Source organism: Streptosporangium sp. LJ11, assembly GCF_051918945.1.
Classification (GTDB): domain Bacteria; phylum Actinomycetota; class Actinomycetes; order Streptosporangiales; family Streptosporangiaceae; genus Streptosporangium.
The window spans coordinates 1-14413 of the sequence record NZ_JBPXMB010000016.1; the positions used below are offsets into that span (position 1 = coordinate 1).

General features: G+C 69.1%; 13 protein-coding genes and 2 tRNA genes. 5 read left to right on the forward strand and 10 right to left on the reverse strand.

The window, feature by feature from the left end:
• The first annotated feature begins 541 nt into the window (after nucleotides 1-541).
• Both ACTOQ3_RS23295 and ACTOQ3_RS23300 read left to right on the forward strand, forming a co-directional pair.
• Nucleotides 542-952 carry a hypothetical protein gene (locus ACTOQ3_RS23295; RefSeq protein ID WP_440085460.1) on the forward strand — a complete coding sequence of 137 codons (411 nt, stop codon included), beginning with the start codon at nucleotides 542-544 and terminating at the stop codon, nucleotides 950-952.
• Nucleotides 953-1005: 53 nt separating this feature from the next.
• Nucleotides 1006-1239, forward strand: coding sequence for a hypothetical protein (locus ACTOQ3_RS23300; RefSeq protein WP_440085461.1), 234 nt, complete (start codon nucleotides 1006-1008; stop codon nucleotides 1237-1239).
• Between the two features lie 129 nt (nucleotides 1240-1368).
• Here the strand turns inward: ACTOQ3_RS23300 and ACTOQ3_RS23305 are convergent, their stop codons facing one another.
• From ACTOQ3_RS23305 to ACTOQ3_RS23335, 7 genes are all read right to left on the reverse strand, one after another.
• Entirely contained in the window at nucleotides 1369-1797 is a 429-nt protein-coding gene (locus tag ACTOQ3_RS23305; RefSeq protein ID WP_440085462.1) for a PH domain-containing protein, read from the reverse strand.
• A gap of 138 nt (nucleotides 1798-1935) precedes the next feature.
• Nucleotides 1936-2012 (reverse strand) — tRNA-Met (locus ACTOQ3_RS23310).
• Between the two features lie 610 nt (nucleotides 2013-2622).
• A tRNA-Met gene (locus ACTOQ3_RS23315) sits at nucleotides 2623-2696 on the reverse strand.
• Nucleotides 2697-2770: 74 nt separating this feature from the next.
• On the reverse strand, nucleotides 2771-5716 hold the full coding sequence (locus tag ACTOQ3_RS23320) for a UPF0182 family protein (protein ID WP_440085463.1): 2946 nt from the start codon (nucleotides 5714-5716) through the stop codon (nucleotides 2771-2773).
• A 279-nt stretch (nucleotides 5717-5995) separates the two neighbouring features.
• A complete protein-coding gene (locus ACTOQ3_RS23325; protein ID WP_440085464.1) occupies nucleotides 5996-7042 on the reverse strand; it encodes a YlbL family protein in 1047 nt (348 codons plus the stop codon).
• An 83-nt stretch (nucleotides 7043-7125) separates the two neighbouring features.
• The gene (locus ACTOQ3_RS23330; protein WP_440085465.1) at nucleotides 7126-7551 is read right to left on the reverse strand and encodes a molybdenum cofactor biosynthesis protein MoaE; all 426 of its coding nucleotides are present in this window, start codon (nucleotides 7549-7551) and stop codon (nucleotides 7126-7128) included.
• Nucleotides 7552-7742: 191 nt separating this feature from the next.
• The gene (locus tag ACTOQ3_RS23335; RefSeq protein WP_440085644.1) at nucleotides 7743-8816 is read right to left on the reverse strand and encodes an NAD-dependent epimerase/dehydratase family protein; all 1074 of its coding nucleotides are present in this window, start codon (nucleotides 8814-8816) and stop codon (nucleotides 7743-7745) included.
• Between the two features lie 130 nt (nucleotides 8817-8946).
• Between ACTOQ3_RS23335 and ACTOQ3_RS23340 the strand changes: the two genes are divergently transcribed.
• The 3 genes from ACTOQ3_RS23340 (at nucleotide 8947) to ACTOQ3_RS23350 (ending at nucleotide 11922) form a co-directional block, all read left to right on the forward strand.
• Nucleotides 8947-10218 (forward strand): zinc-dependent metalloprotease, encoded by a 1272-nt coding sequence (locus ACTOQ3_RS23340; RefSeq protein WP_440085645.1) that lies wholly within the window; start codon nucleotides 8947-8949, stop codon nucleotides 10216-10218.
• Nucleotides 10215-10760, forward strand: a complete 546-nt coding sequence (locus ACTOQ3_RS23345) for an NUDIX hydrolase (protein WP_440085466.1) — start codon at nucleotides 10215-10217, stop codon at nucleotides 10758-10760. The genes ACTOQ3_RS23340 and ACTOQ3_RS23345 overlap by 4 nt, the downstream gene beginning before the upstream one ends.
• Before the next feature lie 160 nt (nucleotides 10761-10920).
• The gene (locus tag ACTOQ3_RS23350; protein WP_440085467.1) at nucleotides 10921-11922 is read left to right on the forward strand and encodes an endonuclease/exonuclease/phosphatase family protein; all 1002 of its coding nucleotides are present in this window, start codon (nucleotides 10921-10923) and stop codon (nucleotides 11920-11922) included.
• Between the two features lie 67 nt (nucleotides 11923-11989).
• On the opposite strand, the gene ACTOQ3_RS23355 is transcribed toward ACTOQ3_RS23350, so the two are convergent.
• The 3 genes from ACTOQ3_RS23355 to ACTOQ3_RS23365 all read right to left on the reverse strand — a co-directional run bounded on the left by ACTOQ3_RS23355 (nucleotide 11990) and on the right by ACTOQ3_RS23365 (nucleotide 14028).
• Entirely contained in the window at nucleotides 11990-12571 is a 582-nt protein-coding gene (locus ACTOQ3_RS23355; protein WP_440085468.1) for a DUF2064 domain-containing protein, read from the reverse strand.
• Nucleotides 12572-12585: 14 nt separating this feature from the next.
• Nucleotides 12586-13101 carry a M48 metallopeptidase family protein gene (locus ACTOQ3_RS23360; protein WP_329085638.1) on the reverse strand — a complete coding sequence of 172 codons (516 nt, stop codon included), beginning with the start codon at nucleotides 13099-13101 and terminating at the stop codon, nucleotides 12586-12588.
• A gap of 141 nt (nucleotides 13102-13242) precedes the next feature.
• Nucleotides 13243-14028, reverse strand: coding sequence for an enoyl-CoA hydratase/isomerase family protein (locus tag ACTOQ3_RS23365; protein WP_440085469.1), 786 nt, complete (start codon nucleotides 14026-14028; stop codon nucleotides 13243-13245).
• Between the last annotated feature and the right edge of the window lie 385 nt (nucleotides 14029-14413).

The window sequence follows — 14413 nt, forward strand, 5'->3', positions numbered from 1 at the left end:
GCTTCATGCACTGGCTTTTAACACACTGTTGAGTTCTCAAGAAACGGACGCGTACACCATCACCCTGACCCGACCAAGTGGTCCGGCAGAACTCCGGGGCGTTCCATTTCGTGTCACTATCTTATCAGGAGTGTCGGTTTCGTGTCAAACTGTCGGATTTCCGACGCTCGACTCGAACCCGCCGAACCCGCTAGGATTGCGACTGCCCCGTTTCCAGGGCAACCCCTCTAACTTACTCCAACATCCGGTGGTTGTCCAATCGTGCGGACACGCCCGATTTGCCGGGATCAGAGAGGGTTTTGCTGGGCAATTCGTCCGCCCCAGGAGGTTTAAACCTGGGACTTCGTTGCCCTGCGGAAAGAACACTACCAGGACTCTCACGTCACAGAGACAACTTGCCAACCATCCCGGAGACTCACGCGTCCCAAACAGTCATAGGAAGTCGAAGCGCGCAACCAGACGTCAAGCCATTCGCAATCGACTCTGGATACGAAGTAGGCGCGAGGGTCAGGATCCTGACTCCGCCGTGGAGGTGAGCACCATGACCCGCTCGGAGTTCGACGACATCCGCGCGCACATCGACGCGGAGGCCGACCATCCAGGTGACCTACTGAGGGTTGCCAGGTCTCTGCTGAACGACCTTGAAGACGCACGCATGAGGGAGGCGACCCTCCGCGCCTACTATCTGCGTCTCCTCACCGCGGCTCGGGCGACGGTCGCCGCGGAGGCGGCCGGCTATCCGGAGCCGTTGACCTTCCTCACCGACGAGCTCGCCAAGCGTGGCCAGCTCCCGACATCCGAGGACGAGGTGAACCGGATCCTCGCCGACGCCCATACCGCGGCGGCGTTGCTGGCCTGTCTCGAGGAGACCCCTCTCGGAGCCGCCCCGATGGGCACCGGCGGGTCTCGCGCGCGGAGGTGTGCCGGCACCAGCCGTAGCCTCCCACGATGAGGCGTTCCGCGTCATTGACCTGGCCTTGAACCAAGATCTGTAAGACTCCAGGCATGTTGCAGCGAGGGCTGAATTGGGCTGCGGCGACCCTCGTGGGCGTCTTCGGCTTTGTCTGGACCGGTGTAGTGATGTTCGCGGCCGTCGAGACCTCGGCGTGGACCTGGATCGGGCAGGTCTCCTTCGGGACCTTCCTCACCTGCTGGGCTCTCTACAAGGCGAGTCTGCTGGTACGCCGTACCAAGCCCAGTTTCGTCCCGAGACATCGCCGGGTGAGGGTCAGAGCCTGACGAACGTCATCGCGGGCCGAGCCCGGCAGCCGCCGACCGGTGCCGGGTCCCGGCCCGTGGCGGTGCCCCGAAGGCATGGCCGGGATCGCCCCGCGAGCCGGGTCCTTCGGCCGGCGGAGCCCGGAGAGGCTACGAACCCGTCCGGAACGAGCGGAGCTCGTCGGCCACCTCCCGGCACGGCGCCCCCAGATCGAACCGGCTGAGGAGGTGGATGCTCTCCCCCGTGTCGATCTCCAGGAGTTCCGTGCGCGAGGTGAAGCGGGTCCGCGTGTCCACCCGGATGCGCTCGACGGATCTCCACGGCACCCGTTCGGATCCGGCGAAGCCCTTCACCACGACAAGGCCCTCACCATCGGCGGTCAGCCGTACCGGAGCGAGGACGTCGCGCACCGCCAGGACCACCAGGACCGCGGACGCGACACCCGCCAGGATCGCGCCTCGGAGGTCGCCGAGGGTCAACACCGTGAGCACCGCGAAGACGAGCGCGGCGAGGATCTTCATGATGAGGAGATCGCGGCGCACGCGCCAGCGCAGGACGGGTTCGGACGTTTCGGCCACAGCGGCACGCTACCTCTCGGACTCGGCATCTTTCGAAGTACCTCTCGCCCACCACGCTTACGACGGTGTGATGCCCGCGGGTTCCGGTTGCCGGAAATGCGAAAGGCCCTGATCTCTGAGAGATCAGGGCCTTTCGATTGGTAGCGGGGACAGGATTTGAACCTGCGACCTCTGGGTTATGAGCCCAGCGAGCTACCGAACTGCTCCACCCCGCGTCGGTGTGTGTTTGAACAATATCCGGAATCCCCCTCCGGCTGCAAATCGGTGCGGGAACGCGGAGTGGCGTACCCCGCGCCGTCCCGTCCGCGAGGGCTCGGGCCGCGGGGTGATCGCCCAGGTCAACATGGCCACGGGTGAGGGCGATGAGCCCGGGGCCACCGGCACGTGAATGACGGTGATGTCCGCGCAACCGGTCATCGACCGCACGAAGCCACCGGGCACGAAGTCCACCGATGAAGAGGGCGTGGCCGGCCAGAGCCGCGACCGGGGCGCCAGAGCACCACCGCGGTCACCAACCGGATGAGTCCGAGCAGGTGGACCGGCAGGACACCCGCGCCGTGCAGGCTCAGGGCCTCCGTGGCGCCGCCGGGGCAGCGCCTGGCGGTCCGGGGTCTTGCGGGGCGGCGACAAGCGCTGCGGCCCCGGGTAGGGCCCTCATGGATCCGCATACCCGCTGTGCAGGAGCGTTTCGCGAGATACGTATCGGTCTCTGCCGGAAGCGGGTTTTTGGCAGAGGGCCTTTTGAGGGAAAAGCCGGTCTTTCCCGGAAGGAGCGGCAACACAAAGGCCCCGGTCGCCGTTTCCGGCGACCGGGGCCTTCTCTTGTAGCGGGGACAGGATTTGAACCTGCGACCTCTGGGTTATGAGCCCAGCGAGCTACCGAGCTGCTCCACCCCGCGTCGGTGTATGTCTTAACCATACCCGGCTTTGGTGGTGGACGCGAATCGAATGGCGCTGGGCCCTCGGGTGGCTCCTAGGGACTCGGTGCGGGCGTCGGTGTGACCGACGGGACCGGTGTGGCGGACGGTGTCGCCGACGGCGCCGAGGTTCCCGACGGCGAGGGCGACGGAGTGGGAGTAGCGCCCGTCGCTTCGGTGCCCTTCAGCTTCGACAGCGCCGCCTGGAGCTCCTTCTGGGCGTTGCCGTAGTCGGTCCAGTTCGGCGGGTTGGCCTGCAGGGCCTTCTGCGCCTTGTCGTACGCCGCCTGTGCCTCGTCGATCGCCTGGGCCAGCGCGGAGGCGGGCTTGGCCTCCTCGGGCTTGGCCTCGCCGGGCTTGGCCTCCTCCTGTGGCGCCGCCTGGGTGCCACCGCCGAAGACCTGCTCCAGTGCGCCCTTGAGCGTGTCGGCCGAACCGACCTTGCTGCCGTAGGCCACCAGGACGCGGCGGAGGATCGGGTACGGCTCCTGGCCGGAGGCGGCCGCGATCTCCACGTAGACCGGTTCGACGTAGACCAGGCCGTCGGCGAACGGCAGGGTCAGCAGGTTGCCGTAGCGGACCTTCGCCTGGCCGAGTCCGAGCAGGTTGAGCTCGCCGGAGAACTTGTTCTGGAAGTTGTTCTGTACCTGACCGGGCCCGGGGATCGTGGTGTTGGACGGCATGCGCAGGATGCGCAGCTTCCCGTAGTCGGCTCCCGGGGTGGCGTCCACGGCCATGAACGCGGCCAGGTTGGGCCCCTGGCGCGGCACGAACGTGGTGGTCAGCGAGAACGACGGCGCCGCGGTCTTCGGCATCTTGACCGACAGGTAGTACGGCGGCTGCTTGATGTCGCGCTCGCCCGACGACGGGTCGTTCGGGACGTTCCAGAAGTCCTGGCCGCTGTAGAAGGCGTTCGGGTCGGAGATGTGGTACTGGGAGAGCACGTCACGCTGGACCTTGAACAGCGCCTCCGGGTAGCGGAGGTGCTGCCTGAGCTCGGTCGACATCTCCGTCTGCGGCTTGATGACGCCGGGGAAGGCCTTGCGCCAGGTCTGCAGGATGGGGTCCTTCTCGTCCCAGGCGTACAGGCTGACGGTGCCGTCGTAGGCGTCCACCACGGCCTTCACCGAGTTGCGCATGTAGTTGATCTGGTCGCGCGGCTGCGGGACCACCAGGCGCGGGTCGGTGATGGTGTCGCGCGTCATCGCCTCCAGGCTCTTGCTCTGGGAGTACGGGTAGGCGTTGGACGTGGTGTACGCGTCGGCGAGCCAGACCACCCTGCCGCCGACGATGGCCGGGTAGGGGTTGTCGTCCAGGCTCAGGAACGGCGCCACCTTGGCGATCCGCGCCTGCGGGTTGCGCTCGTAGAGGATCTTGGAGTTCGCGTTGACGTCACCGGACAGCAGCAGGTTGATCTCGCCGTACTTGGCGGCGTAGAGCATCCGGTTGAGGAAGGACCCGACCGGGACCCCGCCCTTGCCGTCGTAGGTGGTGTTCTTCTGGCCGGTGCCGCCGCTCTCGGGATAGTCGAGCTCCTGCTTCTGCTGGCCGGTGCCGCCGACGACGACGTACTCGGTCGAGCCGGGCGCCTCGCCGAAGTAGATCCGCGACTCCTTGAGCTTCGTCCGGTCCACCAGGGCACCGGTGACCGGCATGTCCTTGGCGTCGAAGTTGGGCAGGCCCTCGGAGTCGACCTCGTTGCCGGGCGCGGCCACGAAACCGTTGCCGTGGGTGTAGACGAGGTGCCGGTTGATCCAGTTGTTCTGCTCCGCCGGCGGTCCGGTGAGCTCTCGCACGGCCACGACGGTGTCGCGCATCGTGCCGTTGGCGTCGGGGTAGCGGTCGACGTCGAGCGGCTCGTGGAAGTCGTAGTAACCGCGGATCCGCTGCTTCTGCTGGTAGGTCTTGGCGACCAGGCTCGGGTCGAGCAGGCGCACGCCGGAGATGGAGCTGTCGGCGGTGACGCTGACCTTGCTCGGGTCGCCCTGAGCCGTGTAGTCGATCACCTCGGCGTCGTTGACGCCGTAGGCTTTTCGGGTCGCGTCGATGTTGCGCTTGATGTACTCCTGCTCCTTGCCCTGCTGGTTCGGCTTGACCTGGAACTGCTCGACCAGGGCCGGGTAGACGCCGCCGATCAGGATGGCCGAGAGCACCAGGAGCCCGAAGCCGACACCGGGCAGCATTCCGCCGGATCGCACGACCCCGGCGAAGAACAGAACCGCGCAGATCAGGGCGATGACCGCCAGGATGCTCTTGGCGGGAAGCACCGCGTTGACGTCGGTGTACGAGGCGCCGTGCCGGAATCCCCGGTCGGAGAAGACCAGCCCGTACCGGTCGACCCAGTAGGCGATCGCCTTCAGCAGCACGAAGACGCCGAGCAGCACCGACAGATGCGCCCGGGCGCCGCGCGAGGCGTGCACGCCGGGTGACTGGAGGCGGAACCCGCCGTACAGGTAGTGCACGATCGCCGCCAGCAGGGCGGAGAGCACCACCGCGACGAACAGGAAGTTCAGCACCATCCGGATGAACGGATAGGTGAACATGAAGAAGGAGATGTCGATCTTGAACTGCGGGTCGACCTCGCCGAACGGCGTCGCGTTGACGAATTCCAGCCAGGTCTTCCACTGACCGGAGAAGGACGATCCCGAGAACAGGCCGAGCACCGCCACGCCGATCAGGAAGATCAGCTTGCGGTGCGGGTCGAGGGCCATCCGGTACCGGTCGGCGCCGCTGGCGCCGCCGAACATCCCCGGGCCGAACATCGGCCGCATCCGGTACGCCATCAGCATGTTGCCGCCGACGATGCCCACCATCAGCAGCGCGCCGACGATGAAGAGCAGGATCTGCGTGACGACCACGCCGGAGAAGACGGCCGTGTAGTCGACCGAGTCGTACCAGAGGTAATCAGTGAAAATGCTGGCGAAGAGGAAGAACAACGCGACTATCGCGACCAGCGCGATCGCGACGGGAACTAGCAGTCGTGGCCGGCGGGGCAAGCGCATTGCCCTGCCGGCTCCGGGGGTCCGGAAGCTCAAGGCCAACCCCTTGTCGTAAGAGCACGGTCCGTGTCTGGCAACCTACACCGGCGGGAGTTGGGTCGCGTTCAGCCTTTCGGGCACGGTCCGGCCACAACGCCCGCTGGTCTCGGGTCCACAGGTCCAACGTACGAGAGGCGCGATGAGTGCCCCGCGACGAGGCCCGGGACCGGAAAACCTGATCTTTTTCGTGGATCGGGCGTGGCGTCCCGCTTTTCCGGCTTCTCCTCCCGCCCGGTTACGGGATCAGCCGGCCGGGCAGCTCGGCACGGAACCCGAGCCGGTGCGGAGCGCGTCGACCGCCTGGACGGCCTCGTGCAGGGTCGAGACCTTGACCAGCCTGAGGCCGGCCGGGATCGCCTTGACCGCCTCGGCGCAGTTTTCCGCGGGAGTGAGGAAGACCGTCGCCCCCGCCTTCCTGGCGCCGACCATCTTCTGCTGGATGCCTCCGATCGGGCCGACCCCGCCCTCCGCGGTGATCGTCCCGGTCCCGGCGATGGACCTGCCGCCGGTCAGCGCCCCGGGGGTGAGCTTGTCGAGGATGCCCAGGGAGAACATCATCCCCGCGCTCGGCCCGCCGACGTCACCGACGTTGATCTTGACCTGGAAGGGGAACTTGTAGCCGACCCGCATGGTGATGCCCACGATGGGGTTGCCGTCCCTGCCCGCGGCGGTCGGGACGGCGATGGTCACGCTCTGGGCGCCCCGGTTGACGACGAAACTGACCTGCTCGCCCGGCTTGTGCCTGCGGACGGAGGCGGAGACGGTCTCGCGGTCGGACACGGGCGTGCCGTCCACCGAGACGATCTCGTCGCCGACCTTGAACTTCCCGTCGGCCGGCAGGCCCTTCTCGGTGGAGGCCACGGTCACGACCGAGCTGTAGGGGATCTTCAACTCCGTCAGCGCCGCCGCGGTCGCGTCGTCCTGGGAGTTGGTCATCTCCTGGGTGTTCTGCTGCTCGACCTCCTTCGCGGTGGTCGTCGGAGGGAAGATCGTCTCCTCGGGCACGACCGCGATGGTGGGATCGATCCATCCCCTGAGCGCGCTGAAAAGGTCGATCCTGGTGCCGGGCCCGCCCTGGTAGGCGACGGTGACGAGGCTGAGCTTGCCTTCCGTCGGATACGTCTGGTGTCCCTCGACGCTGATCACCGGCTTGCCGTCGACGTCGCCGATCGTGTTCTCGGTCGGCCCGGGGCTCAGCACGACGTACGGCACCGGCAGCACGGCGCCGACCAGCGCGAGCATGAGCGTGAGGAAGCCCGCCACCATGAGGGTCAGCGCTCGTCGGGACATGGACAAAGCCTATGCCGTACGACAGGTCATGAAACCGCACCCGGACGCCGCCGCGCCGACGGCCGCGCACCCGCCGGCCGGGCTCACTCGCAGGCCCCGACCCACTCGGAGGAGCCGTCGGTGAAAAGCTGGTTCTTCCAGATGGGGACCTGGCTCTTGAGGTCGTCGATCAGCCTGCGGGAGGCCTCGAACGCCTCGCCCCGGTGTGGCGCGGCGACCGCCACGACGACCGCGATGTCGCCGAGTTCCAGGTCGCCGACCCGGTGGACGGCGGCCAGGGCGGTCACGGGGAAATCCTTGGCGATCTTCTCGGCCACCCGGCGGAGCTCGTCCACGGCGCTCGGGTGCGCCGAGTAGGACAGGCTCGTGACCGGCTTTCCGTGATCCTGCTCGCGTACCGTGCCGACGAAGACGGTCGTGCCGCCCGCGGCGTGGTCGCCGACGGCGGCGAGCACCTCGTCGACGGAGAGCGCGCTGTCGCGAATATCGAGCAACCGGATGACATCCACGCCGCAAAGCGTACCGCCCGGGAAAAACGGCCTTCGGCCGCGCACCCTCTCGGGGGCGGGCACCCGGGTCACCCTGCCTCGTCGCCCTCCATGCCTCCTGTGGACGATGCGAGCCCCTACAAACCCGCATGGTTCATGCGAACTCATACGAACCGGTACGCCAATCGCGGAACGTTCGCCCCGCGCGAACGTCAGGGGCGGCGCTTCTTGCGGGCGGCGCGGACGATCGCCGCGGTGCCGAGGACGGCGACGGTGGCGCCGGCCGCGGTGAGCGTGGCCTCCTTGCCGGACAGGCGGCGGCCCACGACGGCGTGCTTGCCCTCACGCAACTCCAGGAGTTGCTCGAAGGCGGCCTCGTTGCTCCACTGGGGTTTCCATCCGGCCTCGCGCAGCGCGACGCAGTCGACCACCCAGGGGTAGACGACGTAGTGCAGGTCGGTGGCCGGGGCCGGGGTGACGCCGAGGCGGTGCAGGCGCTGGGCGGTCCCGAAGGTCAGCCCGGCGGGCAGCTCCAGCCGTCGCAGCCCGGAGATCTCCTCCACCTGTTCCTGCTCCAGCCAGCCGTCGCCGCCGACGGCCACCACCCCCGAGACCGTGCCCAGCGCCGCCATCTCAAGAGCCGAGACGAGATCGTCCATATGGCAGAACTGCCAGCGGGGGCTGCAGCCCTTGACGGTCAGCAGCCTGGGCGCCTCGAAGTGCCGGGTCACCACGCTGTCGACGCCGGGACCGACCACCGCGGCGGGCCGGACCACGGTCACGTCGAGACCCGGATGGCTGCGCAGGGAGCGCCGGGCCAGCGCCTCGATCTCCAGGTGGTCGCCGACCATGCCCGTGTCGGGCTCGGCGGCGACCGCCGATCCCTCCGGCAGCGGGACGGGGTTCTCGGGAACGGCGCCGTACACCATGGCGCTGGTGACCAGCACGACCCGCCGCACCCGTGCGGCGGCGCTGGCGGTGAGCACCGTCTGGGCCGCTCGCAGATTGTAGGCGCGCCGCTCCGCCGGGTTGACGTCGAGCGCGTAGTCGGCGGCCAGATGCACGAGCACGTCAATATCAGATATGCGGTTCGCCAAGAGCGGATCTCGGACATCGAGGACCCGCCAGGTGACGTCGGGGACATCGCCACGCTGCTCGTCGATGGCCACGACCCTGCGGAAATCCGCAGACGAGGCGACCTTCGCGAGGAAGGCACGGCCTAGGCCCGAGGCGGCGCCGGTGACGGCGACGACGGGGGGCCGGGAGCGTTTCGAGGTAGGCACCAGGTCCTCACTTTGCACTGACCCGCCATGCGACGGATAACGTGGCGGATGTGGACTCCTCCATCCTGCACGAGGTAGAGCGGTGACTGACTTGCCAGGTCGGGAAAACGACCCCAACGAGAATCCGTTCGCCATGTTCGGCAACCCGGAGCAGATCGCAGCGGCAATGCGCCAGTTCGCCGACATGCTCTCCGCTCCGCCGACCTCAGGTCCCGTCAACTGGGACATGGCGAAGAACATCGCACGGCACGTCGTGGTCGCCGAGGGCGATCCAAGTGTCATGGAGGGCGAGCGGCGCCAGATCGTCGACGCCCTGAATCTGGCCGATCTGTGGCTCAACGAGGCCACCTCCCTACCGAGCGGGGTGAGCAACCCCCAGGCGTGGAGCCGTTCCGAGTGGATCGAGAAGACCGTCCCGGTCTGGCAGAAGCTCTGTGACCCGATCGCCGCCCGCATGGTCGAGACCATGAGCGGCACGCTCGGCGCCACCGGTCTGCCTCCGGAGGCACAGGCCATGGCCGGGCCGCTGATGGGGATGATGAAGCAGATGGGCGGCATGATGGTCGGCCAGCAGATCGGCCAGGCCGTCGGCTCGCTCGCCCTCGAAGTGATCGGCTCCACCGACATCGGCCTGCCGCTGTCGGACAACGCCGCCCTGCTGCCCGGCGGCGTCGCGGCGTTCAGCCAGGGTCTGGAGACTCCCGCCGAGGAGATCCGCCTCTACCTCGCCCTGCGCGAGGCGGCCCACCACCGGCTGTTCCAGCACGTGCCGTGGCTGCGCGCGCACCTGCTCGGAGCCGTGGAGGAGTACGCCAAGGGCATCACGGTGGACGCCTCCGCGCTGGAGGAGCAGCTCCGCGGGCTCGACATCAACAACCCCGAGCAGCTCCAGCAGGCGCTGAGCGGCGGCAACCTGCTCAAGCCCGAGGAGACCGAGCGGCAGAAGGCCGCCCTGTCCCGGCTGGAGACCATGCTCGCCCTGGTCGAGGGCTGGGTCGGCACCGTCGTGGACGGCGCCGCGGACGGCAAGCTCCCCTCGGCGACCGCGCTGTCGGAGACCGTACGGCGCCGCAGGGCGACCGGCGGCCCCGCCGAGCAGACCTTCGCCACGCTCGTCGGCCTCGAACTCAGGCCCCGCCGCCTGCGCGAGGCCGCCGCCCTGTGGCAGGCCCTGGAGGCCGACCGGGGTGTCGACGGCCGCGACGCGGTCTGGAACCACCCCGACCTGATGCCCACCGCCGACGACCTCGACAACCCCGACAGGTTCGTACGGGGCGAGCCCGAGCTCGACCTGTCGTCCCTGGAGGAGACCCCGCGGCAGGAGCCTCCGGCCGCCCCGGGCCAGGACGGCGACGACGACGGGAAGGGCCGCAAGGACGACGGCGGCCGGGACGGCGGCGTGTGAGCCTGCGCGCCGACGCGAAGGAGGTGCTCACGGGGTGGACCGCGCCCACGGCCGACGAGGAGATCCTTCGCAAGGAGTTCCTGGAGCACCTCCACGCCAATGACGACGCGATGTGGCGCGAGTGCGTCCCCGGCCACCTGACGGCCACGACCGCGGTGCTCTCCCACGACGGCGAGCGGGTGCTGCTGACGCTGCACCCCAAGGCCGGGATGTGGCTGCCCATGGGAGGGCACTGCGAGCGCGGCGACGCCTCCCTGGAGGCGGTGGCGCTGCGTGAGGCCACCGAGGAGTCCGGCATCCCGGGCCTGCGGCTGCTGCCGGGCCCGCTCGCGCTCGACCGGCACCTGGTCTGGTGCCACCCGCCGCACAGCAGCCACCTCGACGTCGAGTACGGCGCCGTCGCCCCCGCCGGCGTGGAGGCCGTGATCAGCGCCGAGTCGCTCGACCTGCGCTGGTTCCCGGTGGAGGAGATCCCCGAGCTCTCCGACGAGGCGACGCGTCGCCTGGCCCGCCGCGCCCGCGAGGTTCTGCGCTCCACGTGACCGGACGCTCGGCCTCGCACGGCTCGGCGACCGGTTCCGGGCCGTCCTGGGCATGCCCCGAGGGCGTTGGACCGTTTTACGCGTGTCTCACCTTTCCCCGGATATCTTCGTCCTCATCAGGCTGTACGGAGCGGATCGGGGCACTGTGAGTGTGGACATCGTGGCTGACAGGGGCGTCGAAGGCGCCGGGGGCACGGTCGTGCCGCCGGCGCGGCGCCGCCGCTGGAGGATTCCCAGAAGCCTCGCCTGGGCCGCGGTGACCCCGTTCGCCGCCTGGGCGGTGGCCCGGGTGGCCGGGCTCGAACGCGACTCGCTGACCACCCAGCTCATGACCGGTACCCCGTACGTGGCCGCGGCCTCGCTCGTGCCGGTGCTGCTGTCCGCGCTGGCCCGCAACCGGACGGTGACGGCCGTGGCGCTGGTCACCGCCGCGGCGCTCGGCCTCAGCGTGCTTCCCAGGGCCTTGAGCTCCGGGGAGCCCGTGACGGGGACGCCCCTGCGGGTGCTGACGCTCAACACGCTGTTCGGGCACGCCGAACCCGGCGCCGTGATGGATCTGGTCCGGCGGCTGGACCCGGATGTGCTCAGCACCCAGGAGCTGACACCGGGGATGGTCGAGAAGCTGGAGGCGGCCGGGCTGGAGAAGATCATGCCGTACCAGGTGCTGGAGCCGGAGTGGAGCGCCGGGGGCAGCGGTCTGTACGCGCGGTATCCGCTGACCCCCAGGAAGAACCTGTTCGAGGCGATCGGGCACAACATGCCCGCCGCGCTGATGACCGTGCCCGGCGCCAGGCCCGTCGAGATCGTCGACGTGCATCCCTTCCCGCCGCTGGGCAGGCAGGTGTACGACTGGACGGCGGCGCTGGACGCGCTGCCCTCCGCCGCGCCCGACACGATCCGCATCCTCGCCGGCGACTTCAACGCCAGCCTCGACCACGCGGCCATGCGCCGTTTTCTGAGCCGCGGCTATCTGGACGCGGCCGACAGCGCCGGGGAGGGTCTCACCCCCACGTGGCCGGTCAACAAGCGCGTCCCCGCGCTGATCACGATCGACCACGTCGTGGTGGACCGGCGGGTGGGAGTGAACACGGTCAGCGTGCACACCGTTCCCGGCACCGACCACCGGGCCGTCTTCGCCGACCTGCGCCTGCCCCCACCCTGACGGGCACCCGGTCTCGAGGACCCGGACGGCCGGGGACGGGCGGCCGGGCGCTCGATCACCCGAGACCTCAGGGCGAGAGCAGCGCCCGTGTGTTGTCCCAGCCTTCCAGGCCCGGGTCGAGGAGGCGGATGTCGCCGGGGGTGCGCAGGCGGTGCCAGCCCGGGCCCCTCGCGACCATGCGGCTGCCGGGCGCGGAGGCGCGGAGCGTCTTGATCGGATCGAGGTCGTCGAAGCCCACCGCGGCCCAGTCCGGATAGGGCAGATGGGCGGCCAGCGCGACCGTGCCGCCCCCCGCGTCCGGGCAGACGGCGATCCTGGCCCTGCCGAGCTCGCGGAAGAGCTTGCCGATGAGCAGCGGGGGCAGGTCGGGCGCGTCGGCGCTCAGCAGGACCGCCTGCTCGCCGTACGGCAGGGCCGCGAAGGCCGCCTCGACCAGGGCGCTGCCGGAAAGATCGGGGATCTCGACGACCGGGGTGCCCGGCCAAACGATCTCCTCCATGCCCGGGACGCTCGTCACCACGACGGGAGAGACGAAGTCCAGGCCGGCGACGAGCTCGTAGGCGTCTTCGGCGACGGCGGTGAGGAAGTCGGTGGCGTCGACTCCCGGGGGAGCCGCGTCCGCCGCGGAGGGCGTGACGAGAACGGCCACCACTCGATCTTCTGTCAACATTCCTCCGCGGAACCGTGTGCCGCCGTGGAGAATCCCTCCAGGAAGCCCCGCGCCCGCTCGGCCTTGGGATAGCGTTCCACAAGCGCCCAGAAGCGCGAGCCGTGACTCGGCACCAGCAGGTGGACGAGCTCATGCATGATCACGTAGTCGACCACCCACGACGGCATGCCCCGCAGCCGCGTGGAGATCCTGATGGTGCCGTGATCAGGGGTGCACGAGCCCCAGCGGTGCTGCTGGTTCTCCACCCAGCGCACGCTCGACGGCTTCGCCTCCCCACCCAGATAGCGGGCCGACAGATCGACGGCCCGATCGAGCAGATCGTCGTCGGAGGGACGTCTGCGCTGCTCCTTGGCCGCCAGGCGATCGAGCATACGGCGCACCCATTGTTCCTCATCGGTGCTACTCAGACCGGCGGGGAGGAGCACGATCGTTTTCTCGCCGTCGCGGTACGCAGAAACCGTCCGCCGGCGGCGAGAACTGCGGCGGACCTCGACTGTCTCGGGGGGCACATATGAACGGTAGCCGAGAATGGCGAATTCACACCAGGGGGTAGAACACGTTCCCGCTGGTCAATCCCCGTTCGTCGATTGTTCAACACGGGTGATCAACTATGACCGTGACTTATCTAATTAACCTGGATATCAGCCGTCTCATGCGTTGCCGAATCGCGGAGCCCGTCGTTCTCTCTGGGCCGCCAGCCCTTCAAGCATGTCGTCGGAGATCATCGTGACCGGCTGGGCAAGAGATTCCCAGCGCAGCGCGGCGTCGAGGTCGGCGTGCCCGCCACCCGCCAGGGCGATCTTGGTGAGCCGGGTGGCGGCCGGCGCGCCGGCCGCCGTGCGCGACGCGATCCCCATCACCTCGGCCATCAGCGACTCGCGGGGAAACGCCCTGGTCACCAACCCCGCGGGTGCCGCCTCCGCGCCCGTCATCGTCCGTCCCGTGAGCAACATCTCCCGGGCCACGCCCACCCCCGCGACCCTGGGCAGCAGGTAGGTCGCCGCCATGCCGGGGTGCAGGCCGAGCGAGGTGAAGGGGACGAGCAGCTTGGCCTCCTCGGCGGCGTAGACCAGGTCGCAGGCGAGGGCGAGGCACAGTCCCGCTCCGACGGCCGAGCCGTTGACGGCGGCGATGGTCGGTACCTCCAGGTCGGCGATAGCCAGCCAGGTCCGGTAGAAACCGAGCATCCGCTCGCGCAGTGCGGGCACTCCCTCGGCGGCCCGCTCGGCGAGCCAGGACAGGTCTCCTCCGGAGCAGAACGCGTTTCCCGCCCCGGTGACGACGACGCACCGGAGGTCGCGGTCCGCCGCGAGATCGGCGACGGCCAGCCGCCACCGGGCGGTCATTCCGTCGGTCATCGCGTTGCGCCGATCGGGGCGGTTCAGAGTGAGCACCGCGACGCCGTCGTCACGCCGGTCGACCAAGAGCTCGTCCATGCCGGGGAGCGTAACCCACCCTCTCCCGCCCACCACCTCCCGGGACCGCCTGCCCTCCGCCTGCCCCGCAGGCTCCCTGGCCCGCCACCGTCGTCCCCCTCCTTCACGTCGCCCTCGAAACCATCTGCCCGTCTCCCCTGCCGTTTCCCGTCCCGGAAGGCGAGACGGATTTCCCGCCCCGGTGAGCGGAACGGACACCCCTCGTCCGGGAGAGGCGGAAATCCACACGTCCCCGAGACGGGCGTATCCCCGGGACGGAGGGAACGGAAGGCTCATTTCTGATTAATCCCAGGGGCGGGTTGTCCACAGGACGGGAGTTATCCACAGGCGCGGGAAAAGGCGTCCGGGACCGTGTGGGGCCATGCCACGCTGGCACACCCAGCCA